The sequence below is a fragment of the Thauera butanivorans genome (assembly GCF_048398245.1).
Lineage (GTDB): Bacteria > Pseudomonadota > Gammaproteobacteria > Burkholderiales > Rhodocyclaceae > Thauera > Thauera butanivorans.
In genome coordinates this window covers 3,586,375-3,609,947 of record NZ_CP183038.1, presented here as the reverse complement: position 1 = coordinate 3,609,947, position 23,573 = coordinate 3,586,375, and the positions used below count along the sequence as shown (strand labels likewise).

Annotated in this window: 16 protein-coding genes, 1 tRNA gene and 1 rRNA gene; 11 read left to right on the top strand and 7 right to left on the bottom strand. The window is 63.5% G+C overall.

The features are described from left to right. Window positions 1-84: 84 nt before the first annotated feature. The 8 genes from rrf (at window position 85) to ACNQFN_RS17460 (ending at window position 11,368) form a co-directional block, all read left to right on the top strand. A 5S ribosomal RNA gene (rrf, locus tag ACNQFN_RS17495) occupies window positions 85-198 on the top strand. A gap of 362 nt (window positions 199-560) precedes the next feature. Then, window positions 561-1,943 (top strand): TIGR03013 family XrtA/PEP-CTERM system glycosyltransferase, encoded by a 1,383-nt coding sequence (locus tag ACNQFN_RS17490; protein WP_068637157.1) that lies wholly within the window; start codon window positions 561-563, stop codon window positions 1,941-1,943. Window positions 1,944-2,015: 72 nt separating this feature from the next. Next, window positions 2,016-4,097 carry an XrtA/PEP-CTERM system histidine kinase PrsK gene (prsK, locus tag ACNQFN_RS17485; protein WP_068637156.1) on the top strand — a complete coding sequence of 694 codons (2,082 nt, stop codon included), beginning with the start codon at window positions 2,016-2,018 and terminating at the stop codon, window positions 4,095-4,097. Then, a complete protein-coding gene (gene prsR / locus ACNQFN_RS17480) occupies window positions 4,090-5,454 on the top strand; it encodes a PEP-CTERM-box response regulator transcription factor (RefSeq protein ID WP_068637155.1) in 1,365 nt (454 codons plus the stop codon). Before prsK ends, prsR begins: the two co-directional genes overlap by 8 nt. Then, window positions 5,451-8,255 carry an XrtA/PEP-CTERM system TPR-repeat protein PrsT gene (gene prsT / locus ACNQFN_RS17475; protein ID WP_418647096.1) on the top strand — a complete coding sequence of 935 codons (2,805 nt, stop codon included), beginning with the start codon at window positions 5,451-5,453 and terminating at the stop codon, window positions 8,253-8,255. Before prsR ends, prsT begins: the two co-directional genes overlap by 4 nt. A 47-nt stretch (window positions 8,256-8,302) precedes the next feature. After that, on the top strand, window positions 8,303-9,583 hold the full coding sequence (locus ACNQFN_RS17470; protein ID WP_068637153.1) for a nucleotide sugar dehydrogenase: 1,281 nt from the start codon (window positions 8,303-8,305) through the stop codon (window positions 9,581-9,583). 88 nt (window positions 9,584-9,671) lie between these two features. Beyond that, window positions 9,672-10,562, top strand: a complete 891-nt coding sequence (locus ACNQFN_RS17465; RefSeq protein ID WP_418647095.1) for a lytic transglycosylase domain-containing protein — start codon at window positions 9,672-9,674, stop codon at window positions 10,560-10,562. Further along, window positions 10,559-11,368 carry a S1 family peptidase gene (locus ACNQFN_RS17460; protein ID WP_083953607.1) on the top strand — a complete coding sequence of 270 codons (810 nt, stop codon included), beginning with the start codon at window positions 10,559-10,561 and terminating at the stop codon, window positions 11,366-11,368. Before ACNQFN_RS17465 ends, ACNQFN_RS17460 begins: the two co-directional genes overlap by 4 nt. Before the next feature lie 103 nt (window positions 11,369-11,471). On the opposite strand, the gene ACNQFN_RS17455 is transcribed toward ACNQFN_RS17460, so the two are convergent. Both ACNQFN_RS17455 and ACNQFN_RS17450 read right to left on the bottom strand, forming a co-directional pair. After that, window positions 11,472-11,546: transfer RNA gene (locus ACNQFN_RS17455), tRNA-Arg, on the bottom strand. Window positions 11,547-11,563: 17 nt separating this feature from the next. Further along, the gene (locus ACNQFN_RS17450) at window positions 11,564-13,594 is read right to left on the bottom strand and encodes a site-specific recombinase (RefSeq protein WP_418647094.1); all 2,031 of its coding nucleotides are present in this window, start codon (window positions 13,592-13,594) and stop codon (window positions 11,564-11,566) included. 142 nt (window positions 13,595-13,736) lie between these two features. Here ACNQFN_RS17450 and ACNQFN_RS17445 point away from each other — a divergent pair, with 142 nt between their 5' ends. After that, window positions 13,737-15,671: an ATP-binding cassette domain-containing protein gene (locus ACNQFN_RS17445; RefSeq protein ID WP_418647093.1), complete on the top strand. Its 1,935-nt coding sequence runs from the start codon at window positions 13,737-13,739 to the stop codon at window positions 15,669-15,671. Window positions 15,672-15,707: 36 nt separating this feature from the next. On the opposite strand, the gene ACNQFN_RS17440 is transcribed toward ACNQFN_RS17445, so the two are convergent. The 3 genes from ACNQFN_RS17440 to ACNQFN_RS17430 are packed head-to-tail and all read right to left on the bottom strand — an operon-like array spanning window position 15,708 to window position 18,091. Next, window positions 15,708-16,610 carry a hypothetical protein gene (locus ACNQFN_RS17440; RefSeq protein WP_418647092.1) on the bottom strand — a complete coding sequence of 301 codons (903 nt, stop codon included), beginning with the start codon at window positions 16,608-16,610 and terminating at the stop codon, window positions 15,708-15,710. Window positions 16,611-16,636: 26 nt separating this feature from the next. Next, window positions 16,637-17,212, bottom strand: coding sequence for a LemA family protein (locus ACNQFN_RS17435; RefSeq protein WP_068637140.1), 576 nt, complete (start codon window positions 17,210-17,212; stop codon window positions 16,637-16,639). 27 nt (window positions 17,213-17,239) lie between these two features. Continuing rightward, entirely contained in the window at window positions 17,240-18,091 is an 852-nt protein-coding gene (locus ACNQFN_RS17430) for an HDOD domain-containing protein (RefSeq protein WP_418648931.1), read from the bottom strand. 232 nt (window positions 18,092-18,323) lie between these two features. Between ACNQFN_RS17430 and ACNQFN_RS17425 the strand changes: the two genes are divergently transcribed. Together ACNQFN_RS17425 and ACNQFN_RS17420 are read left to right on the top strand one after the other, a co-directional pair. Next, a complete protein-coding gene (locus ACNQFN_RS17425; RefSeq protein ID WP_418647091.1) occupies window positions 18,324-19,511 on the top strand; it encodes a response regulator in 1,188 nt (395 codons plus the stop codon). A 96-nt stretch (window positions 19,512-19,607) separates the two neighbouring features. Continuing rightward, the gene (locus tag ACNQFN_RS17420; RefSeq protein ID WP_418647090.1) at window positions 19,608-21,500 is read left to right on the top strand and encodes a propionate--CoA ligase; all 1,893 of its coding nucleotides are present in this window, start codon (window positions 19,608-19,610) and stop codon (window positions 21,498-21,500) included. A gap of 94 nt (window positions 21,501-21,594) precedes the next feature. On the opposite strand, the gene ACNQFN_RS17415 is transcribed toward ACNQFN_RS17420, so the two are convergent. Then, window positions 21,595-22,341 carry a PEP-CTERM/exosortase system-associated acyltransferase gene (locus ACNQFN_RS17415; protein ID WP_418647089.1) on the bottom strand — a complete coding sequence of 249 codons (747 nt, stop codon included), beginning with the start codon at window positions 22,339-22,341 and terminating at the stop codon, window positions 21,595-21,597. Between the two features lie 20 nt (window positions 22,342-22,361). Further along, window positions 22,362-23,573 carry an ABC transporter permease gene (locus tag ACNQFN_RS17410; protein WP_418647088.1) on the bottom strand — a complete coding sequence of 404 codons (1,212 nt, stop codon included), beginning with the start codon at window positions 23,571-23,573 and terminating at the stop codon, window positions 22,362-22,364.

Genomic DNA, 23,573 nt, shown 5'->3' with positions numbered 1-23,573 from the left:
CACATCACACAACTCACACGCACTTCTTCTCACTTTGGCCCGCGCTCACGCTGCCCGACAGCACGCGCAGGCAACAAGTCACAGTCTGACGACCAGAGCTTTGTGGAACCACCCCTGCCCATCCCGAACAGGACCGTGAAACGCAAACGCGCCGATGATAGTGAGGCACGCCCTCGTGAAAGTAGGTCATCGTCAGACTAATCCATGCGCAACAACGCCCGAGAACTCAACACACTCTCGGGCGTTCGTGCGTCTACGGCCCCACACTTCGAGGCACTTGCGTGCGCCACATGGCTGGAAAACCTGCCCAGTCAACTGGCTGGCCAGCCTATGACCGGAAACAGCGACTGGAGACCCGCTGACTGAGGGGCGTTGAAATGTCGTGATAACATGCAAAGTTGCTTTGCATTCATGGCTCTTGGCATGGTCTGTGATGCCGTAGATGTGATGGGTTTAACGTGCTTGTAGGGTGTCAGTCGGATAGTCTGTCAAGAAGCTGCTTGCGCTCATGTCGGGTGCGAGGGAGCTCCAAAGTGAATGGGTTCAGTCTGGGGTAAACGATGCTGAAGATCTTCAGTCACTATCTTCCGTCTCACACGCTACAACAGGTGTTGTTCGATGCCCTGCTGCTGTTTCTCGTCGTGTTGGGCACGGTCATCTTGCTTGCGCCGCCCGGGGTTCCCGATTGGGCTGTCTTTGCTCCATCCGCCTTGATCTTTGCGTTGCTGATGGTCGGGCTGAATACCGCAATGGGGCTTTATCGTCCTGTACTGCAGCGCTGCAAGCGGCAGGCGTTTGCCCGTGTTGCCCTGTCGCTGCTGGTCAGCATCCCTGTGGCCTATGGCGTTTTCGGGCTGCTGCCCTGGGCCGAGATGGCGCCGCATTCCCTGCAATGGACAGTCGTGCTGCTGCTGTCCTCCTTGCTGCTGATGCGGGGCTTGATCAACCAGAGGCAGGCTTCCGGCCTGTTTTCTCCGCGTGTGCTGATCATCGGTACCGGGGCTGATGCTGCCCAGGTCTATCGCGACCTGACTCGCCCGTTGCAGCGTAGCGTCGAAGTCGTCGGCTTTCTGCGCAGCGGCGGGGACGAAAAGCTCGAAGTCGATGCGAGGCAGGTCCTGCCGGTGCAGGGCTTGCTCGATGTCGTCAGAACCTTGAAGGTCAATGAGATCATCGTTGCCGTGCGCGAGCGGCGCGGCGGTGTGCTGCCTCTTCGTGAACTGCTGGACTGCAAGCTCGAAGGCGTCCGCATTGCCGATCTGTCATCCTTTTTCGAAAGGGTCCAGGGGCAGGTGAAGCTCGATTCGCTCAGGGCGAGTTGGCTGATCTATGGTGACGGTTTCCGGCAGGGTTTGATCCGCACCTTCGTGAAGCGTGTGTTCGACATCTGTGCAGCCTTGCTGTTGCTGATCCTGGCCATGCCGATCATGCTCGTGACGATGCTGCTCATCCTCATCGAGGATGGCGCTCCGGTGTTCTATCGTCAGGAGAGGGTCGGACTGGGTGGCCGGATTGTGCGCGTAACCAAGTTTCGCAGCATGCGTCGTGATGCGGAAAAGGACGGCAAGCCGCGTTGGGCAACGTCCAATGATGACCGTGTGACCAAGGTCGGGCGTGTGATCCGCAAGCTGCGGATCGATGAACTTCCTCAACTGTTCAATGTGCTTGTCGGCGACATGAGCATGGTCGGGCCGAGGCCCGAGCGCCCCTTCTTCGTCGACCAGTTGGCACGGGAAATCCCTTTCTACAACGTCCGGCATTGCGTCAAGCCTGGTGTGACGGGTTGGGCCCAGGTTCGTTACCAGTATGGTGCCTCTGTCGATGATGCGATGGAGAAGCTTCAGTACGATCTTTACTACGTCAAGAACCATACGCTCGTTCTCGACATCCTCGTGCTTTTCGAAACGGTTCGCGTCGTTCTGACGGGCGAGGGGGCCCATTGAGATGCACCGGGCGTACTCCGGTTGAAGGCGAAGGCGTATTGGCTGTCGCCGATCTGAAACGAGAGATCTGAAGTGCTGCAGCTTGCCTTTTGGGGGTACGGCACTGCGGCGCTGGCCTTCTTTTTCTTCGGGCTTTATGTCTTCTTCGCATGGCGAGGAGGGCTTCCGGGAGGCGTTCTCCTGGTTGCGGTCGTGCTGTCCTGCCTGTGGGCGGCGACCGAAGCGAGTTCCGTCTATTTTACGGATGCCCCATGGCCGGTGCTGGGTGTTCTGCTCGACTGCCTTCGCGGTGCTGCATGGTTCGTCTTTCTCATCGTCCTGATGCGCCCCTTGTGGGGCACACGCGTGAGATGGCCTGCGTATCTCGCCGCAGGGGTTGTTGGAAGCCAACTGGCTTCACTGGCTTTCGAAGTGTTCATGCCGGGTATCGTGCTGCCGATTCGGCCGATCCTGGTTGCCTGGCTTGCGCATGCGGTAGTGGGGCTGATGTTCATCGAGCACCTCTATCGGGCGCTTCCCGATGCATCCCGATGGGGTATCAAGCCCCTGTGCATCGGACTTGGAGCCGGATACATCTTCGAGCTGTACCTGTTTGCCGATGCGGCCTTGTTCAATCGGATCGATGTTGATGTCATTGCGGTTCGGGGTGTGGCGCATGCTCTGCTGATACCATTGATCGCGCTTTCGGGAACGCGCAGTCCGACCTGGACGCTGCGCATGGCAGTGTCGCGGGAAGTCGTGTTCCATTCTGCAGCTCTCGCCGCTGCCGGGATCTATCTGCTGGTGATCGCCGGGGTGGCCTATTACGTACGTTATTTTGGAGAGAGCTGGGGGCGGGCGTTGCAGATGGCCCTGCTTTTCGGCGGCCTCGTGCTGCTCGGGGCGCTGCTTTTTTCCGGATCACAGCGGGCGCGCCTGAAAGTTCTGCTCAGCAAGCACCTTTTCCCGTATCGCTACGACTATCGTACCGAATGGCTGCGTTTCACCCAGGCTCTGGCTTCGGCGGACAAGGGGCTCGACCTCGGGCAGTCGGTCGTCAAGGCACTGTCGGATCTGGTCGAGAGCCCCGGTGGAGCATTGTGGCTGCGCGACAGCTACGGCAAATTCGCGCCTTATGCTCGCCTTAACCGTCCGGCGGCCGATGTCATCGAGTCGATGGATTCTGAACTGTGCCGCTTTCTCGATGAACGCGAATGGATCATCGATCTCGAGGAGTACCGGAGTCGTCCCCGGCACTACGACGGCCTGGTGTTGCCGGACTGGCTCTCCAGCTTGCCGGATGCGTGGCTCGTCATCCCCCTCAGGAGCACGGATTCGCTGCTCGGTTTCGTCGTGTTGGCAACGCCTCGTGCGCCATTCGATGTGGATTGGGAGGTGCTCGACCTGCTGAAGACGGCCCAGCGGCAGGCCGCAGGCTATCTCGAGCGGATGCTTGCTGCGGAGGCCCTGCTCGAAGCCCGCAAGTTCGACTCCTTCAATCGAATGTCGGCCTTCATCGTGCACGATCTGAAGAATCTCGTCGCGCAACTGTCGCTGATGCTCAAGAACGCGGAGCGCCACGGACACAAGCCCGAATTCCAGCAGGACATGCTCGAGACTGTTTCGCATGTGGAGTCGCGGATGAGGGGGCTGATGACGCAGTTGCAGGAGAAGCGCCCGATCGATTCGCCCCGTGGTGTCGACATCGTGCAGATTCTGCGCAGCGTCTGCGAATCGAAGCGCTGCCAGTCGCCCGTGGTCCAGTTGCTCGACCCGCTTCCCCGCCAGGCGATGGTGCTGGCTCATCGCGAGCGTCTGGAGAGAATCATCGGCCATGTCGTGCAAAATGCACTGGATGCCACAAATGAGGATGGTAAGGTGACCGCTCAGCTCAGTCTTGCCGGTGACGGCAGGGCGAGTCTGGTGATTGCAGATACGGGGTGCGGCATGTCAGCCGATTTCCTTCGCGACCGCCTGTCCCGTCCGTTCCAGACGACCAAAGCCAGCGGCATGGGCATAGGCGTGTTCGAGACCCGCCAGTATCTGAACGAGATCGGTGGCGACCTCCAGTTCGAAAGCGAAGTCGGACGGGGGACGCGAGCAACCATCCTGTTACCATGCTTGTCGGATGGGAGGCAGGATCTACAAGACGGAGCCAGTGAAATTCATGCCTGAAAAGCAGCGGACGCTATTGATCGTCGAGGACGATCCTGCGCTGCAGAAGCAGATGCGTTGGGCCTTCGATGCCTGTGAAACCGTCGTTGCAGACGACAGGGAAAGCGCGATTGCGCAGGTGCGTCGCCATGAACCCGCAGTGGTGACCATGGATTTGGGGCTGCCGCCAGCGCCTGACGATGTCACCGAAGGGTTTCGGCTGTTGCGCGAAATCCTCGTGCTGGCGCCGGACACCAAGGTGATCGTGCTGACCGGCCAGCATGATCGTGAGAATGCGGTCAAGGCGATCGGGCTGGGGGCATACGACTTCTTCGCCAAGCCCTTCGAACCCGAACTGCTGTCGCTCACCATCGAGCGGGCATTTCGGATGCACGACCTGCAGCTCGAGAATGCACGCCTGTCGGCAATGGGGACCAGCCCCCTGTCCGGCCTGCTGACGCGCGATCCCGGGATGCTCAAGATCTGCCGCACGATCGAGAAGCTTGCTTCGGCATCGGTCACCGTCGCCCTGTTGGGCGAAAGTGGAACCGGCAAGGAAGTGCTTGCGCGTGCTCTGCACGCGCTGTCGTCGCGCTCTGCCGAGCGTTTCGTGGCAATCAACTGCGCAGCCATTCCGGAAACCTTGCTGGAAAGCGAGCTGTTCGGCTACGAGAAGGGCGCATTCACCGGAGCGGTGAAGCAGACGCTCGGCAAGATCGAGACTGCCAACAAGGGCACTCTGTTCCTCGATGAAATCGGTGATTTGCCGATGCCCTTGCAGGCCAAGCTGCTGCGCTTCCTGCAGGAACGGGTCATCGAGCGGGTGGGAGGGCGCGACGAAATTCCGGTCGATGTCCGGATCGTGTGTGCCACGCACCGGGATCTGAAGGAGCAGATCAAGGCGGGTGCGTTCCGTGAGGATCTCTATTACCGCCTTGCTGAGATCATCATCGACATTCCCCCGTTGCGTGAACGGGAAGGCGATGCCGTACTACTTTCCCATGCCTTCGTGCAGCGTTATGCGCGCGAGAACGGGCGCGGTTCGATGACATTGACCGACGATGCGATCAACGCAATCGAGGCTCATCCATGGCCCGGCAATGTGCGGGAGCTGGAAAACTGCCTCAAGCGCGCGGTCATCATGGCCGATGGCAACCGCATCACCGCGGACGATCTCGGCTTCGAGACGGTCGAGGAGGATCTCGGGCATCTCAACCTGCGACAGGTCCGCGATGAGGCCGAGCGCCGGGCGGTGCTGCGGGTCCTCGCGCGAACCAACAACAACATTGCCCGGGCGGCTGAAGTCCTTGGAATCAGCCGTCCTTCACTCTACGACTTGATGAATCGCTTCGGTTTGAAGAAGGAGAACGGATCGTGAACAACACTGCAGAGGGCGGGCGGATTTCGGCCTGGGGAGGGCGTTCCCGGGGCCTGGCGCTGGCGCTGGTTTCCGCCGCCTTGTTGAGTGCCTGCAGCGACAGCCCGGAGCAGATGCTTGCTTCGGCGAAAGGCTATCTGTCCAACAACGATACCAATGCAGCAGTCATTCAATTGAAGAATGCCCTGCAGGAGGATGGAAGCCTTGCCGAGGCTCGCTTTCTCCTGGGACGCATCAATCTGCAGCAAGGCGATACGGCGGGAGCGATCAAGGAGCTGCAGCATGCCTTCGATCTCGGCTACGCCAGAACCGAAGTCGTCCCTCTGCTGGCGAGGGCCAGAGTCCGTGCCGGCGAGTTCGATCGCGTACTGGCCGATTTTGCCGACGTGAAACTGGATGAGGATGCCGCGCAGGGGCGCCTGCTGGGGGCCGTGGGCGATGCCCATTTCGGCAAGGCGAATGTTCAGGAAGCCATTCGATCCTATCAACAGGCGCTCACGCTGCGCGCGGCCGATGTCGAGGCCGGCATCGGCCTGGCGCGCGCCCGTCTTTTCAGCAACGACCCGACTGGAGCAGAGGAGGCCATCAAGGCCGTCGTCGCGCACAGCCCCGACAATGGCGATGTGTTGGCCGCCTTGTCCGACATCCTGCTGGCACAAGGCAAGCAGGAAGAGGCGCTCAAAGCCCTGGAAGAGGCCGTGCGCCTGAGCCCCAACCAGGTCGGCTATCACTATGCGCTGGTTTCGCTGCTGTTTCGCAGCGGCCGATACGAAGAAGGGGTGAAGCACTTCGAGGCGATGAAGAAGGCGGCACCCAGCCACCCGTCGACCCGCTATCTCCAGGCCTTCATGGATGCGCGCGAGGGCCGCCTGGCCGAAGCGCGCGATTTGCTGACGCAGGTGCTGAGACAGGCGCCCAACTTCCTGCCCGCGCAACTGCTCGCCGGCTCGGTGCTGCTGCAACTCAACGACCAGGCGCAGGCCCGCAATCACCTGAACACCGTACTCAGCCGTGCCCCTGGCCAGCAATTGGCACGTACTTTGTTGATCACGTCCCATCTGTCCTCGGGCGAAGCATCGCGCGCACTCGAACTGCTGCAGCCGCTGCTCGAGACGCAGCCAGCCGACGCACGCACGCTGGGATTGGCCGGACAGGTATTTCTCGCCAATGGCGATCTGGCCAAGGCTGAGGATTACCTGGAGCGTGCAGCCAAGGCTGCGCCAGAGGATCCTCGGGCCCGCTTGCGTCTCGGCGCGGCCCGTCTGGCCAGTGGCGATGCAGAGGGCGCGCTGGCTGATTTCGAAAGCGCATCGACGATGGACGATTCTGCCATCCAGGCGGACCTGGCCCTGGTCGCAGCCTACCTGCGGCGCGGTGACACCGAGAAGGCGCTCGAGGCCCAGGCCGAGTTGGAGCGCAAGCAGCCGCAGAATCCGCTCGTGTATAACCTGCGTGGCGGGGTGATGCAGGCCAGGCAGGACATTCCTGCCGCGCGGGCTGCGTTCGAGAAAGCCTTGTCGCTCAATGCCGATTTCCTCGCTGCTGCAGTGAATCTTGCGCGCCTGGATCTCGGCGAGCGCAAGACGGAGGAAGCGCTGGCACGGATTCGCGCGATTGCCGATCGCAATGAAAAGAACGCCGAGGCCCGTCTCGCGCTAGCGGACCTGCAGGTCGCAACCGGTGCCGCACCCGCCGACGTGCTTGCCACGCTCGAACGCGCAGAAGCGGCTGCGCCGGGAACCATGGCGCCCGCCCTGGCGATCATCCAGCATCACTTGCGCAACAGGGAGTTCCCGAAAGCGCTCGCTGCTGCACAAAAACTCAGTGCAGCAAACCCGAACGACGTTCGTGCGGTCGAAGCGCTCGCCCGTGCTCAACTGGCGGCCAATGAAACCCAGCAAGGCATAGCCTCCTTGAACCGGCTGGCCACGCTGCGTCCGCAATCCGCAGTACCCTTGATCATGGTGGCCGACGTGCACCGGGGCGCGAAGGACAATGCTGCAGCCGAACAGGCGTTGCGCAGGGCGCTGGCGGTGCAGCCGGATTCGATCGATGCTCAGCAGCGGCTCGCAGGTTTGATGCTCGAACGCGGCGCGCGTGAGGACGCGCTGAAAGTCGCCAAGGCGGTGCAGAAGCAACATGCCGAAAACCCGGCCGGCTACGTGCTGGAGGCGGAGATCGAATCGGCCGGCAATCGCTGGGCCGAGGCTGCGTCGGCATATCGCCAGGCCCTCGAGCGCAGAAGCGGTGGCGATGTCGCGGCTCGCCTGCATTCCGCGCTGATGCGCGCAGAGCGCAAAGGCGAGGCCGACAAGTTCGCCGCCGACTGGCTGCAGCGTCAGCCGGAGGACCTGGTGATGAGAGGCTATCTGGCCGAGCGTGCACTGAGCGAAACCCGTTATGCGGATGCAGTCGATGGCTTCGAGGTGATGAGGAAGATATCGCCCGACAACCCGATGGTGCTCAACAACTTGGCCTGGGCCGCCAACCAGGTCAAGGATCCGAAGGCACTCGAATATGCGGAGCGGGCACTAAGCCTCGCACCGGACAACGCCGCCATCCTCGATACCCTGGGCGTGATCCAGATCGATCATGGCCAGGCCGACAAGGGTTTGGCCAACCTGCAGCGCGCGGTGTCGCTGGCTCCGGATCTCGCTCAGTTGCGGCTGAGCCTGGCGCGCTCGTATGCGAAGCTGGGCCGCAAGGACGACGCCCGCAAGGAGCTCGACATGCTGATGCCCAAATTGCAGGAAAATACCGCCCTGCACAAGGAAGCGATCGAACTGTTGAACTCGCTTTGACGATCCTTTTCGTTTGATTTGAATACCTTGCAACAAGGAATCTGTTCATGACCACCATTGCTGTCGTCGGGCTCGGCTATGTCGGACTGCCGCTCGCCGTCGAATTCGGCAAGAAGCACAGAACCCTCGGCTTCGATCTATCCGCCGACAAGGTTGCGGCCTACCGCGATTTCATCGATCCGACCGGCGAAGTCGCCACCGAAGATCTGCGTGCGGCGACTCGACTGAGCTGCCATACCGATCCTGCGGTGCTGAAGGAAGCGGATTTCATCATCGTCGCCGTGCCCACGCCGGTCGACGATGCGCACCAGCCGGATCTGACGCCGCTGGTGAAGTCGTCCGAAACCGTCGGCCGCAACATGAAGCGCGGGGCGATCGTGGTCTATGAGTCCACGGTCTATCCCGGCGCCACCGAAGAGGTCTGCATTCCCATCCTCGAACGTGAATCCGGCCTGGAATGGAAGAAGGACTTCTTCGTCGGCTACTCGCCCGAGCGCATCAATCCGGGCGACAAGGAACGCACGGTGACCAGGATCGTCAAGGTCGTGTCCGGCGACACGCCCCGGACGCTGGAGACGGTGGCGCAGGTATACGGTTCGGTGATCACCGCCGGCGTCTGCCCGGCCAGCTCGATCAAGGTTGCCGAAGCGGCGAAGGTCATCGAAAACACCCAGCGCGATCTCAACATCGCGCTGATGAACGAATTGGCCGTCATCTTCCACAAGATCGGCATCGATACGCTGGAAGTGCTCAAGGCGGCCGGTACCAAATGGAATTTCCTGCCGTTCCGGCCCGGCCTCGTCGGCGGCCATTGCATCGGCGTCGATCCCTACTATCTGACGCACAAGGCCGAAATGCTCGGCTACCACCCGCAGGTCATCCTTGCCGGCCGCCGGATCAACGATGGCATGGGCAAGTACGTCGCCGAGCAGACGGTCAAGAAGATGATTGCCGCGGGCTCCAGCATCAAGGGCGCCGATGTCGTCGTGCTCGGCCTGACCTTCAAGGAAAACTGCCCCGATCTGCGCAACAGCAAGGTCATCGACGTCATCCGCGAGCTGCAGAGCTACGGCTGCAAGGTCCACGTCCATGACCCGGTGGCCGAATCTGCCGAAGCCGAGCATGAATACGGCGTAAGCCTCTGCACGTGGGATACGCTGCCGCAGGCGCAAGCCATCGTGGCAGCGGTGGCGCACCAGCAGTACCTGGACATGCCCGTTGCCGAGTTGTTGCAAAAACTCTCGCCCGGTGGCGTGTTCAGCGACGTAAAATCGGCTTACGATCCGGCGGTGCTCGAGGCCGCAGGGGCAGTTGTCTGGCGCCTGTAAGGGCCATCGTATCGGGGAGGCAGCGATGACGAAGCAGTCCGTAGTGATCCGCTCCAGTTTTGGCCATCCCGGATTTTTCTGGAATGGCATGAAATGGGTGCTCGGACTCTTGATCGCGCTGCCTGTGCCAACTGCGTTTGCCATCGACAAGCGCCTTGCCGAGCAGGCCCGCTATCTGGCGCGAGAAGCCCTGAGCTACGAGCATGGCGAAGGGGTTCCGCGTGACCAGCCCTACGCAGCCCGACTCTATTGCGAAGCAGCTCGCCTGGGCGACGTCGAAGCGATGTACTCCCTGGGCTGGATGTATGCCAATGGCCGTGGCGTCGAGCGCAACGACGCCTATGCTGGTGCCTTGTTTGCCCAGGCAGCCCGCAAGGGCCACGAGCATGCCAGGAAGATGCTGCGCTACACGGGAGATGACACGCGCGCGAAGCCCGAATGCCTGCGCAGGCCGGCAGACGTGGTGCGGGAGCGCTGGCCGATCGATGGCCTCATCGCACGCCTGTCGCCGGAGCGACGCGAAATCGCCCGCCTGCTGTCGGAGCTCTCGCCGAAGTACGGCATCCAGCCCGCACTGGCGCTGGCCATCGGCCTGACCGAGTCGGCACTGAATCCGCAGGCCCTGTCGCCCAAGAACGCGATGGGCGTCATGCAACTGATTCCGGAGACCGCCGAGCGATTCAACGTCAGCAAGCCCTACGATCCCGAGCAGAACATTCGTGGCGGTCTGGCCTATCTGCGCTGGTTGCTGGCCTATTTCGAAGGCGATGTCGCCCTTGCCGCGGCTGCCTACAACGCGGGGGAAGGGGCGGTCGACCGCCATCGCGGCGTGCCGCCTTATCGTGAGACGCAGGCATATGTCGAACGTATCCTTCGCCACGTCGGGCAGGCACATCACCCCTACGACCGCAGCGTCGTCTCACCCAGCCGGATGCTGCGCAACCTGCGCCTGGCCGCACAGAAAGGGAGCGGCACATGAGTGCTGAGCAGCAGCGCGCAGCGCACGCCGGGATTCGCCGGCGGGTGCTGCAATCGGTTTGTACGTTCGCTGCGCTGACGGCATTTCCTGCGCTTGCGCGGGCTAATCTGGTCGATATCCTGCCCGGCATCAAGCCTTCCGTCGTTGCGGTCGGCACCTATCAGCGTACCCGCAGCCCCGCCTTCCAGTTTCGCGGCACGGGCTTCGTCGTCGGCGATGGGCGCATGATTGCAACCAATGCCCATGTGCTTCCGGAAGCGATCGCAAGCGAGAACATGGAAATGCTGGTAATCGTCGTCCCCGGCAAGGACCAGCAGGGGACGGTTCGGCAGGTCAGCCGCGTTGCCAGCGAACGCAGCCGCGACCTTGCCGTGCTCCGGCTCGAAGGCGGTGAGGCCCTGCCTGCCCTGAAGCTGGCTGCGCGGGAGCGGGTGCAGGAAGGGCAGGAGATCGCATTTACCGGCTTCCCCATCGGTGCCGTGCTAGGCATGACGCCGGTCACGCATCGCGGCATCGTCTCCGCGATCACGCCGATCGGCATTCCCCAGGGCAATTCACGCGATCTCAATCCCGCCCTCATCCGGCGGCTCGCCAACGACGTGTTCCGCGTCTATCAACTCGATGCCACGGCTTATCCCGGCAATAGCGGTAGCCCTGTGTTCGACCCGAAGACAGGGGAGGTCATCGGCGTCATCAACATGGTGTTCGTCAAATCGACGAAGGAAAGCGTGCTGTCCGATCCCTCGGGGATCAGTTATGCGATTCCCGTGGAGTATCTGCACAGGCTGCTGGGGAACGCCCCCTGAACGATGCCGGGCTGCATCTGTGGCGGCAGGCGTAACAAAAACCCGCGGGGCCAGTGGCTGCGCGGGTTTGTGCTGCTTCCGGGTGCTGCTCGGTGCTTTGAAGTGGTCCCGTCACCAGGAATCGAACCTGGATCTGGCGCTTAGGAGGCGCCCGTTCTATCCATTGAACTATGACGAGCCGACGAACCGCACATTCTAGCCGTTCGGCGGCGGCTCACCAAGAGGGGCGGCCGTATTGCGAAGCGGCGGCAGCAGGAAGTCCTGCGGGCGGCGGGCGAGGCGCTGCAACAGCATGCGGCCCAGGCTGCGGCCCTGGGCGAAGCTGATGCGGCGTGCCCGCATGGCGACGGTCAGGGTCAGCGTGAAACTGACGACCAGGTTGACCAGGCCGATCAGCAGCACGCCGGACAGTCCCAGCATCGCCGCTTGCCAGGACAGCGCGAAGTCGAGCGCTGCCGAGGCGTAACCCAGATAGGCTGAGGAAAAGGCAATGTGGCGGATGTCGAGCGGCAGCCCGAACAGCATCCCCAGCGCTGTCGTACCGCCCAGCAGGAAGCCGAAGAAGAAGTTGCCGGCCAGCGCGCCCAGATTGTTCTCGACGTAGCCGGCGATCCGCTGCATCCGGGCCTCGCCGAACAAGTGCCGCGGCCACCGCAACTGCAGCAGGCGCTCCGGTATGCGGTAGTAGGCGCAGAGATTGTCGTAGTAGCCCGCGATCAGGCCCGACAGGAACAGGCACACGCCTGCGACGGCGGCAAAGAACAGCGCACCGCTGCGCGGGTCGATTTCCGCAAGCAGATGATGTGCCTTGTCCGGATCGACGAAATGCGCACCCGTCGCATGATGGATGGCCGTGCCGACCAGGATCGCCATCGGAATGGCAGTGCCGAGGTTGCCGAGGATCGCGGCAAGCTGGCTGCGAACCGTGCGTGCGATCAGGTCTGCCAGGGCTTCGAGGTCGCGTGTGCTGCCGCGCGCTTCGCCGATCGAGGCGGCGATGGCGTTGGCGGTCATCGCCGGCTGCTTGGTGGCCACGGTGCCGCCAAGGATGTGGATCAGGGTAAAGCCGAGCCCGTAGTTCAGGCAGAAGGCCAGGGCGGCGTTCAGCGGCGCCATGCCTTGCGCGCCCAGCACGAGCTTCATCCCCGACATCAACGCGATGATGACGCCCCCGAGCATGGCCGAACGAAGAATGCCGAAATATTCGCTGCGTGTGCTGGTGATGTATTTCTCGCCGGTCTTGCTGGCGCTTTCGGTCATGCGCAGCGACAGGATCTCGACGTTCTGGCTCCAGTAGTCGGTCAGATTGTTCTTGCGGCATTCCGCCCACACCAGGGTCTTGAACAGGCGTACCGCACGCGGTGCGACGTCGGCCAGCATGCGGCGCTTGCGCAGTTCGTTCAGCATCGACACCAACTCGTCGATGCGGTCGAGGTGTTGGCGCAAGCGTTCGAGCTTGAAGGTCAGTGTCAGGCTGGTGCCGAGCTTGGTCGCGCGCTTGCGCACCCGTTGCAGCACTTCGTCGCACTGGCCCAGCATCACGGTCAGGTGGAGATCGTCGGTGACGAGTGCTCCGGGGGTGGCCCACCAGTCGCTGTAGTGGTCGATATAGACCAGCAGTTCGGCGTTCTGCGCCAGGAAGGGCGATTCGTACTCCTCCAGGTTCGGATCGATGCGAACCAGCTCCGGGTCCAGGCCAATGGCCGAGACGTGATAGGACAGCACCCGGAGCGATTCGAGAATCTCCCCCACTGCCGGCGGCAACGGGCCCGCATCCTCTTCGGCCATCGGCTGCTCATCGCCGACCAGTACTGCGATCAGATCCAGCCAGACTTCGTCGCTGACGCCGTTGACCCAGATTTCGTCGTCGCTGCGGTGGAACACGATCGACAGCAGATCCTTGAGGTAGCTCGTGTCGCGTACTTCGGGCAGCAGGCGGTGCGAGATGCGGTTCGCCGTCTCGGTGAAGAAGCCGGTGGAGGGAAGCAGGCCGGAGGAAACGTAGAGTGACACCTGTTTGCGCTCGGCAAACAGCTGCATGAGCGCCGCTCGTACCTGGGCAAGCAGTTCCGGCCGGCGTGCAAGGCAGTGCGTCAGGGTGCGGAGGTTTTCGGTGGCCTTGTCGATCTGGGTTGAGTGCCGGGGGCGCAGACGATCGACCAATGCTACCCATGGGGCAACCGGATCTTCATCGGTGTTGGCAAAGCGTTGAAGAATATCTTCCATCAAGTGTTCCCTGCGTGGCGGTCGCGCATCGTCCAGCATGGCCGGACGGCGCTGCATTATCGGGCAAAGTGTCCGAACTGCGAGCGGGCGGCTAGAATTCGGGATTGTCTGCTGCTGGCCGAGACCCGGCCGATCTCACGCCATGCCCCTGTTGTCCGTAGAAAACGCCTGCCTTGCCTTCGGCCATGTCGACCTGCTCGACAAGGTTTGCTTCCAGCTCGACGCTGGTGAACGTGTGGCGCTGATCGGGCGCAACGGCTCGGGCAAGTCCAGCCTGCTGAGGGCAGTGGCCGGGCAGGCCGCGCTGGACGACGGTATCGTGTGGCGCGAAACCGGGCTGGTGACGGCCTATGTGCCGCAGGAGGCCGACTTCGATCTCGAGCGCGACGTGTTTGCGACCGTGGCCGATGGTCTGGGCAATGCCGCCCGCCTGCTGGTCGACTACCATGCCGCGATGATGGCGGTGGCCGAGCAGGCGACGCCCGAGGCGCTGGCGTGGCTCGATACGCTCCAGCACGAGGTCGAGGCGGCCGACGGCTGGCGCCTCAACCAGCGTGTCGAGCACATGCTCGCCAAGCTCGGACTGGATGCGAGCGCCAAGGTTTCCAGCCTGTCGGGCGGCGGGGTCAAACGCGTATCGCTGGCGCGCGCGCTGGTGGCCGAGCCGGATCTGCTGCTGCTCGACGAGCCGACCAACCATCTCGACCTCGACGGCATCCTCTGGCTCGAGGGCCTGATCCGCGAGTTTCGCGGCGCGGTCATCGTCATCACCCACGACCGCGTGTTCCTCGACAACATCGCGACCCGCATCATCGAGCTCGATCGCGGCCGGCTGGCGAGCTATCCGGGGCGCTTTGCCGACTACCAGCGGCGCAAGGCAGAAGAACTGGAAGCCGAGGAAAAGGCCGCGGCGCGCTTCGACAAGTTCCTGGCGCAGGAAGAGGTCTGGATCCGCAAGGGCGTGGAGGCGAGGCGCACGCGCAACGAGGGCAGGGTGCGCCGTCTCGAAGCCTTGCGCCGCGAGCGCGCCGCGCGCCACGATCGCCTCGGCGACGTCAGCCTGGCTGTCGACCGCGGCGAAAAGAGCGGCCAGATGGTGGCCGAGTTGGAACACGTCTCGAAGCGCTATGGCGATCGTGTGGTGGTGCGCGATTTTTCCACCCGCATCATGCGCGGCGACCGGATCGGCTTCATCGGCCCCAACGGCGCAGGCAAGACCACGCTGCTCAAGCTCATCCTCGGCGAGATCGAGGCCGACGAAGGCATGGTGCGGCGCGGAACCCGCCAGACCGTGGCCTACTTCGACCAGTTGCGTGCCCAGCTCGATCCCGAGCTGCCGCTGACCGAAGTCATCAGCCCGGGCTCGGATTACGTCGAGATCGGCGGCGAGAAGAAGCACGTCATCGGCTACCTCGGCGACTTCCTGTTCGCGCCCCAGCGTGCGCGTTCCCCGGTCAAGTCGCTGTCCGGCGGCGAGCGCAACCGCCTGCTGCTGGCGCGGCTGTTCGCCCGCCCGGCCAACGTCATGGTGCTGGACGAACCGACCAACGATCTCGACATCGAAACGCTGGACCTGCTGGAAGAACTGCTGGCCGGCTATGACGGCACGCTCTTTCTCGTCAGCCACGACCGCGCTTTCCTCGACAATGTCGTCACCCAGGTGATCGCTGCGGAAGGCGACGGCCGCTGGGGCGAATATGCCGGCGGCCATGCCGACTGGCAGCGAGTGCAACGGGCGCGGGAGGAGGAGCAGGCCAGGCGCGATAGTGCGAAACGGACTTCGGCTGCCCCTGCCGACAAGCAGCGGGCAGCCGAAGCCAGGCCGGAGAGCGGGACGGCCAAGCGTCCGGCGAAAATGTCCTTCAACGACAAGCGCGAACTGGAGGCGCTGCCGGACCGGATCGCAGCGCTGGAGGACGAGCAGACGGCCCTGCATGCGCGCATGGCCGATCCCGCGCTGTACCAGCAAGCGCCGCAGGACGTGGCGCAGATCAAGGCCCGTCTCGAAACCCTCGAAGCCGAGATCGAGGCCGCCATGCTGCGCTGGGAAGAACTGGAGTCGCGTGCTGCATCCTGACGGTCGAGTGCGCTGCGCGATGGGCCGCAGGCGCCGTCAGAAGTCACCGGCCTGACGGAGCCAGGCCGAGGCACCCACGGCGCCGAGAAACACGGCGGCGTGGAATGCCGCCAGCCAGCGGTAGCGCCGTGCGATCCGGTCCGGGTCGAGATCCGAAATCAGGTAGAGCCGGCCGTCCGCCGGTTTGCGCATCACATGCGCTTCGGGCGCGGCCATCAGTTCCTGCCGTTGGCGCTGGACTTCGCGCTTGGCCGCCTGCCGTGCCAGCTCCCATTCGTGCAGGTCGAGTTCGCCGCTGCCGTCGAGGTCGAAGCGTTGCAGCAGCGTCTTTCGATCCCGCTTCCAACTGGCCAGCAAGTCGCGGGTCTGTGTGCGGCTGTCGAAGTTTGGGCAGGCTCCGCCGAGGGTGGCGAAATCGCCCAGCGCATACACCGTGTCGTGGCGGATCAGCGACCATTGCGTGTAGCGCATGTCGCCGACCGTGCTGACATCCCGGCGCCGCACCAGCATGTCGGCGCCTTCGGGGTCGATCGCGCATGTGCCGCTGCCGTCGTCGAGCAAGAACGAAGTGTCGCTTTCGACCGTACTGACGATCTGCCACGTGCCCTTGGTCTGGCGGCGTTCGGTCTGCACGCGGTACCACAGCACCGGCAGGCCGTTCATCGGCGAATGGAGTGGGCTGCCGTCGAGCGGCCGGACCCTGCCGCGCAGTTCGACGTAGCCTTGCGCCGCCGAGGCGATCCGCGATGTCGGCGTGTCGGCGATCAGCCGCGAATGCCGTAGCGCGCGCACCCAGCCATACAGGCCGGTCGCGGCCAGAAAGGCCAGCGCCGCGGCGGCGTGCCATCCTGTCCCGGCCCGGAACAGACCGGTGGCGACGCCCAACTGAAGCAGCGGCAGCGCTGCGTCCAGCCGGCTGTGGATGAGGCGGACAAGCATGCGAGGATCGGCTGCGTATGGCCGGTTCAGCCTTTGAACAGTGCCTTCAGATCGACATCGGCTTTTTCGGCACTGGAGAACTGCAGCAGGGCTTGGGCGCTGAAGGCGAACAGGCGGGCGACGATGAGATCCGGGAATTGTTCGATGCGCACGTTATGCCGGTTGACCGCCTCGTTGTACCACTCGCGCCGGTCGGCAATGCTGTTCTCGAGCGTGCTGATGCGACTCTGCAACTGCGCGAAGTGTTCGTTCGCCTTCAGTTCCGGATAGGCTTCGGCAACGGCGAAGATCTGGCCCAGGCCAGCGCGCAGCACGCTCTCCGCCGCGCCCAGGGCACCGACATCGTGCGTTTCGCGTGCCGCGGCCACGCGTGCGCGGGCCTCGGTGACGCGCGCCAGCGTGGCCTGCTCGAACTGCTTGTACTGGCGGCATACCTCGACCAGTTTGGGCAACTCGTCGTGGCGCTGCTTGAGCAGCACGTCGATGTTGGCCCAGGCCTTGGCGATGTTGTGCTTGAGATTGACCAGCCCGTTATAGACGAGCACGCCATAGACCAGCCCGAGGACGAGTACGCCCATTACCAGTGCGCTGAAGGTGTTCATGTGTTCGACTCCAGAAAGTTTGTCCGGTCAATGTGTGGTCAGGCGATTCAAGGCTTCCTCGGGGGCGCCGAGGCGCCTGAGCAGGGTTTCGCGCGGAATCCGCAGCAAGGTGTCGAGTTCGGCGAGATCGTCCGGCAGGCCGGGGTCATCCCAGCCGCGGGCGAGATGCCTGGCCAGGCGCGCCGCCAGACTCACTGTCCTGACCCGCGGGTCGCTTTGCTGGCTGTCGTCGAGCAATTGCGTCAGCAGCGCCGGCAGGCGCCATGCGCGGATCAGACCGAGCTGGAGTTCATTGGCCGTGATGCCGAATACCTGCCGCTGGGCATCCGCCGAGCGCATGCGGCGATCGGCGGTCTGCAGCGCATAGACCTGTTCGGTCAGCGCCGGCGCATGGATCCAGCAGACGATTTCGGCCGCTTCGTGCAGCGACGCGGCGACGGTGATTTCCTGCACGTCGAGGTCGTGCCGCACGATCGCGAACTCCCGCGCCAGCCCGGCGATGCGGCGGGCGCGGACGATGACCCGCAGCACGCCGACCAGCGCACGCGGATTCTGTCCGAGCGTGTCCTCCACGGTCGGCAGCGTGCCGAACAGGCGGAAGAATGGCTCGATACCGATCATCATCAGCGCGTGTTCGATCGTGGTGACATCGTGATTCTGGGACTGTCGGCGATGCGTTTCCAGGTGCGTGAGCAGGCGCATCGTCATCAGCGGATCGGCCAGCACGGTGGCGGCAAGCCGGCGGCTCCCGGCATGCTCCGGGTCACGGTGCAGCGCCTCCAACTCGCGTGCCGTCTGGCGCAGCACTGGCAGCGGCCGTTGCGTGAAGTACGCCACGTAGGCGTCCACCGAGGGCAGAGGGGAATGCAGGGTGCTCATGGGCATGCTTGGAAATCCGGGGTTCGGAATGGCTATCGGCCGGTGTCGTTCAAACTGAAGCCACCTGCCGGGGCGGCCTTTCTTTCTATGGCGCTATAATTATGGCGAATCACACTGAGACGGTCTGTGACATTCCACCGGCAGGAGAAGCCCGAGTGAAGCTTTTCAACGCTTTTGTGATCGACCGGCAGGCGGGCGTCAGGCCCGCTTGCGGGGCGATGGCGTTCCGGGAATGACCGTGGACGGCAAACTCCCCCGGATTCTCGTGGTGGACGATTCGCGCATGGTGCGGGCGTCCATCCTGAAGAGTGTCCGGGGCCGCTTCGAGGCGCGCGAAGAGGTTGATGGCGAAGCGGGCTGGGAGGCCTTGCTGGTCGACCCCGCGATCGATCTGGTCCTGACCGACATCGGCATGCCGCGCCTCGACGGCTTCGGCCTGCTCGAACGGATCCGCTCGTCCAAAGTGGCACGAGTGCGCGGCCTGCCGGTCGTGATCATTTCGGGCGATGAGGACGAGCATGCGCGCGAACGCGCCCTCGCGCTCGGCGCGAATGGTTTCATCGCCAAGGGCATGGGCAGCGTGGAACTGCTGGCGACGCTCGATTCACTGGTACGTCTGTCGCAGACGCAGACCGAACTCGAGCGCAGCCGGGAAGCGCTCGCGAGCAACAGCCCGAAGGATCCGGAAAGCGGCCTGGTCAGCCGGGCCTATCTCGAGCACCATGGCGAGCAGGCATTGGCCGAAGCCCAGCGGCGACAGACCGGCATCGCGGTGATGCTGATCGAACTCGACGACTACGAAACCTTGCTCGGGCGCCATGGTCTGCATGTCGTTCAACTGATCGTGCGCAGGTTGACCAAGATGGTCACGGCGCGGATTCGCACCGAAGACAGCGTGTCGCAACATTCGGCGACGCAGTTTGCGCTGTTGTCGCCTGGCATCGACGTGGTGTCGAGCTGCGCTTTCGCGCTCCGTCTGCGGAGCAGTTTCGAAAAGCTGGTGCTCGCCTATCGTGAAGAGCACATCCGCGTGACCGTGACGATCGGCGTGGCCAACTCCGCGGTCGATGGCCATGGCAAGGTCAGCGAGTTGCTGGACATTGCCCAGGAGCGCGTGCGACAGGGACACGAAGCGGGCGGCAACTGCGTCTTCGCGGACCACGGCAAGGTCGAGCCCGGATGGGTGGAGCGCCATGCCAAGCGGATTTGCAGTGTCGATGCAGCGCTGCGTCAACTGCGTGCCGGCGCGATCGGGGAAGTCGAGGCGCGCCTGCCCGACATCATCGGCGCGCTTATGCCGCTATTCGAATTGATAGAATCTCGACTCCACTGCGGGTTGCCGATCGAGCAGCTCGAACGATACCAACATGGATCGGACGCTGGCAGTGGCGGGATGGATGGCATCCAAACCACCATCTGAGTCGTAAATTGCCGCTCGTGGCGAAGGCGCTTTCCCGGCGCGTCGGCATGGGCGGCTTGTCATCCGCCAATGAGGGAATGAGAGGGAGAGGAAGCAATGACGGATTACCAGCAATTTCACCGCCGCTCGATCGAGGATCGTGACGGGTTCTGGGCCGAACAGGCCCAGCTCATCCACTGGAACAAGCCGGCCGAACAGATCTGCGACTTTTCGAGGCCACCGTTCGTCAAGTGGTTCAAGGGGGGGGAAACCAACCTTTGCTACAACGCGGTGGATCGCCATGCCGCCGCGCGGCCGAACGACCGCGCACTGGTCTATATCTCGACCGAGACCAACGAGGAAAAGGTCTACACCTTTGCCGAGCTGCAGCGCGAAGTCGAGCGCATGGCGGCCATCTACAAGGAGCTCGGCGTCAAGCGCGGCGACCGCGTGCTGATCTACATGCCGATGATCGCCGAGGCCGCGTTCGCCATGCTGGCGTGCGCGCGAATCGGTGCCATCCATTCGGTGGTGTTCGGTGGTTTCGCCGCCGGCTCGCTCGCCACCCGCATCGACGACGCCAAGCCGGTGCTGATGGTCAGCTCGGATGCCGGCATGCGCAATGGCAGGCCGGTGCCCTACAAGCACCTCGTCGACGAGGCCTGCAAACTGGCCGAGTTCCCGCCGGCCAAGGTGCTGATCGTCGACCGTGGCCTGGACAAGGACTTCCCGCGTGTCGAAGGCCGCGACGTCGATTACGCCGAATTGCGCGCCAGGCACATGGACGACCAGGTGCCGGTCGAATGGCTCGAATCGTCCGAGCCGAGCTACATCCTCTACACCTCCGGCACCACCGGCAAGCCGAAGGGCGTGCAGCGCGACACCGGCGGCTACACGGTGGCGCTGGCGGCGTCGATGAAGCACATCTTCACCGGCGAGGCCGGCGAGACCATGTTCTCGACCTCCGACATCGGCTGGGTGGTCGGCCACAGCTACATCGTCTACGGCCCGCTGATCGCCGGCGTGGCCACGATCATGTACGAAGGCACGCCGCTGCGCCCGGATGCCGGCATCTGGTGGCAGATCGTCGAGAAGTACAAGGTCAGCGTGATGTTCTCCGCGCCCACCGCCGTGCGCGTGCTGAAGAAGCAGGACCCGGCCTTCCTCAAGAAGTACGACCTGTCCTCGCTCAAGCACCTGTTCCTGGCCGGCGAGCCGCTGGACGAAACCTCGCACCGGTGGATCATGGAAGAACTGGGCATCCCGGTCATCGACAACTACTGGCAGACCGAAACCGGCTGGCCGATGCTGGCGATCTGCCGCGGCGTCGAGCAGAGCCCGATCAAGCTCGGTTCGCCCGCCTTCCCGGTGTATGGCTACGACCTGCGCATCTTCCGCGAGGACGGCAGCGAATGCGGCGCCAACGAGAAAGGCATCGTCGGCATCGTCCCGCCGCTGCCGCCGGGCTGCCTGTCCACCGTGTGGGGCCAGGACGACCGCTTCGTGTCGACCTATTTCAGCACTTTCTCCGACCCGGTGGTGTATTCCTCGTCCGACTGGGGCATCAGGGACGAGAACGGCTATCACACCATCCTCGGCCGCATGGACGACGTCATCAACGTCGCCGGCCACCGCCTCGGCACGCGCGAGATCGAGGAAGCCGTGCAGTCGCACCCGGCGATCGCCGAGGTCGCCGTGGTCGGCGTGGCGGACGAGGTCAAGGGCCAGATGCCGATGGCCTTCGCGGTGGTGAAGAATGCCGCCGACGTCGATACGCCCGAAAAGCGCGCTGCGCTGGAGAAGGAAGTAATGAAGAAGGTCGACGAAAGCCTGGGTGCCATCGCGCGTCCGGCCCGTGTCCACTTCATCGGCGGGCTGCCCAAGACGCGTTCGGGCAAGATGCTGCGCCGCTCGATCCAGGCCCTGGCCGAAGGCCGCGATGCAGGCGACCTGACGACGATCGACGATCCGAGCACGCTGGATCAGATCAAGGAGGCCTTGAAGAGCTGATGCTGCTGCGCTCTTGCTGAAAAACCGACAAGACCAGGATAACCTGGTCCTGTCGGCAGTCTGGACGGCCCCACCCAGGTGGGGCCGCCTGCTTTCAACCTTGTTCGAGGCTGCGGGCGATTTCCCCGTCGATCGTGCGCCATAGCGGGCGCATGATCATGCGCATGTTGCGGACGATGCTCTGCACGTCCATGACAGAGGGGACGCGTGTGCCGCGATGTTCGATGGGGCCGCCGATCTGCCTGATATCGACGCCGAGACGGGCAAAGTGGCTGGCCAGGCGAGGCTCGGTCAGCACGAACAGGGTATCGATGTCGTGGCGAATGGCCAGCGAGATGGCGCCCATGTACAAACCCACCGGGATATACGGGAAACGGGGCTGGCCCTTGCTGCCGAAATCCTCGTCCTGGATGTCGGCGGGCCTCCTGGTTTCGCCTTTCCGGCGGCGGTACCGTGCGCATACGGCGAGCCGGGAGACTTCCGCGATGCGGCCCCTCGGCATTTTGGCCGGGTCGATGATGCTGCGGTCGAGCGTTGCGGCGCAGGTGCGTTCGAAGGGCAGCGGTGCATCGGGATCGTCCGGATTGACCAGAACGAGGCGTGTGCAGCCGACCAGTGTGTGCGGTTCGTCGACGCCGCGCAGCAGGCAATGGAGGCTATGGGCATCGTAAGCGTCGATCTCCCGCCGATCGGGGCGTTCTGGTTCGAACTTGAGCTCTTCGCAATAGACTTCGTGGCGGACGCGGTAAACCTGGTCGCGGAGCGCTTCATCATGTGCCGCATCGATGCGGAAGTATTTCCGGAAGCCGTAGCCGAGATTGATGCGGTCGAGGAGTGACATATGGTGTGGCTCCCAGGTAGTCAGTTGCCCTGTCGCAGCGCATCCACGACGGGAGTGGCGGATATGCGGGTTGCCGGGAACACCGATGCAAGCACGGTTGCTCCCAGGCCGATCAGGCAGGACACGGCGACCGTGGTCGCGTCGATCCGGATGAAAGCGGTATAACCCAGATTGGCGTTCGGCGGTGGCGGCATCGGAATTCCGATTGCCGAGATCAGCAGGGCCAGCGCAATACCGATGGCCGCGCCGAGTATCGCCCCGATCAGGCCCAGCACGAGGTTTTCCACCAGAATCAGGCGGAAGACCTGGCGCCGGGTATTGCCCAGAGCCTGCAGGGTGCCGAACTCGCCCAGGCGCTCGAAGGCGCTCATGTTCACGGTGTTGGCGACGGACAGCAGGACCATGATCAGGATGATCAGCTTGAGTATGCCGAACTGCCGGTCATAGAGCTGCAGGGTCTTGTCGTAGAAGTCGGACAGCTGGTGCCAGTTGCGGGAATCGGTGCCAGGGGGGAGCGCTTCGTCGATACGGGCCTGAACCGTGTCGGTGTCTTTCGTTCGTTCCAGGGAGACCACCAGCAGGTTCGCGCCGGCCGTCCCGATCAGTTCCCGTGCCGCGTCGAGTGGAATACGGACTGCGCGCGCGTCGAAGTCCTTCGAAAAGCTCTGGAAAACGCCGATGATCTCGAAGTCGAGCGTGTTCAGCGCACCGTCCGCGGTATTCATGACCAGCGTCACGAAGTCGCCCGGTTTCAGGCTGAGCGAGTGCGCGACGCCCTGACCGACGACGATGCCGGTGTGGTCGGCGTCCGTCAGTTGGCGCCCTGCGGTGATGTTTACGTAGGTGCCCAGCCGCGCTTCCTTGTCGGGCTCGATGCCTTCGCCGATGATGGCCAGATCCCGCTTGCCGTTGTTCAGCAAGCCCGAGAAGTTCAGCCGCGCAGTCACGTCGGTCACGCCGTTCTGGCTGAGAATGCCGCGCGCGACGGCGTCTGGATCGTCGATGATGAAGCGGTCGGGCTGGCGGCTTCCCTTCTCGATGAAGTCCTGACGAAAAACCTGAATGTGCCCAGTCTGTGAGTGGATGATGGCTTCGCCCAGCTGGACGAAGATGTCCTGCACGAAGCCGCCGCTGAGGATCAGGCTGGAAACGCCGAAGACGATCGCCACGAGCGTCATTGCCGTGCGGATCTTCTGGCGGAACACGTTGCGGAAGGCGAGTTTGAAGAGCAT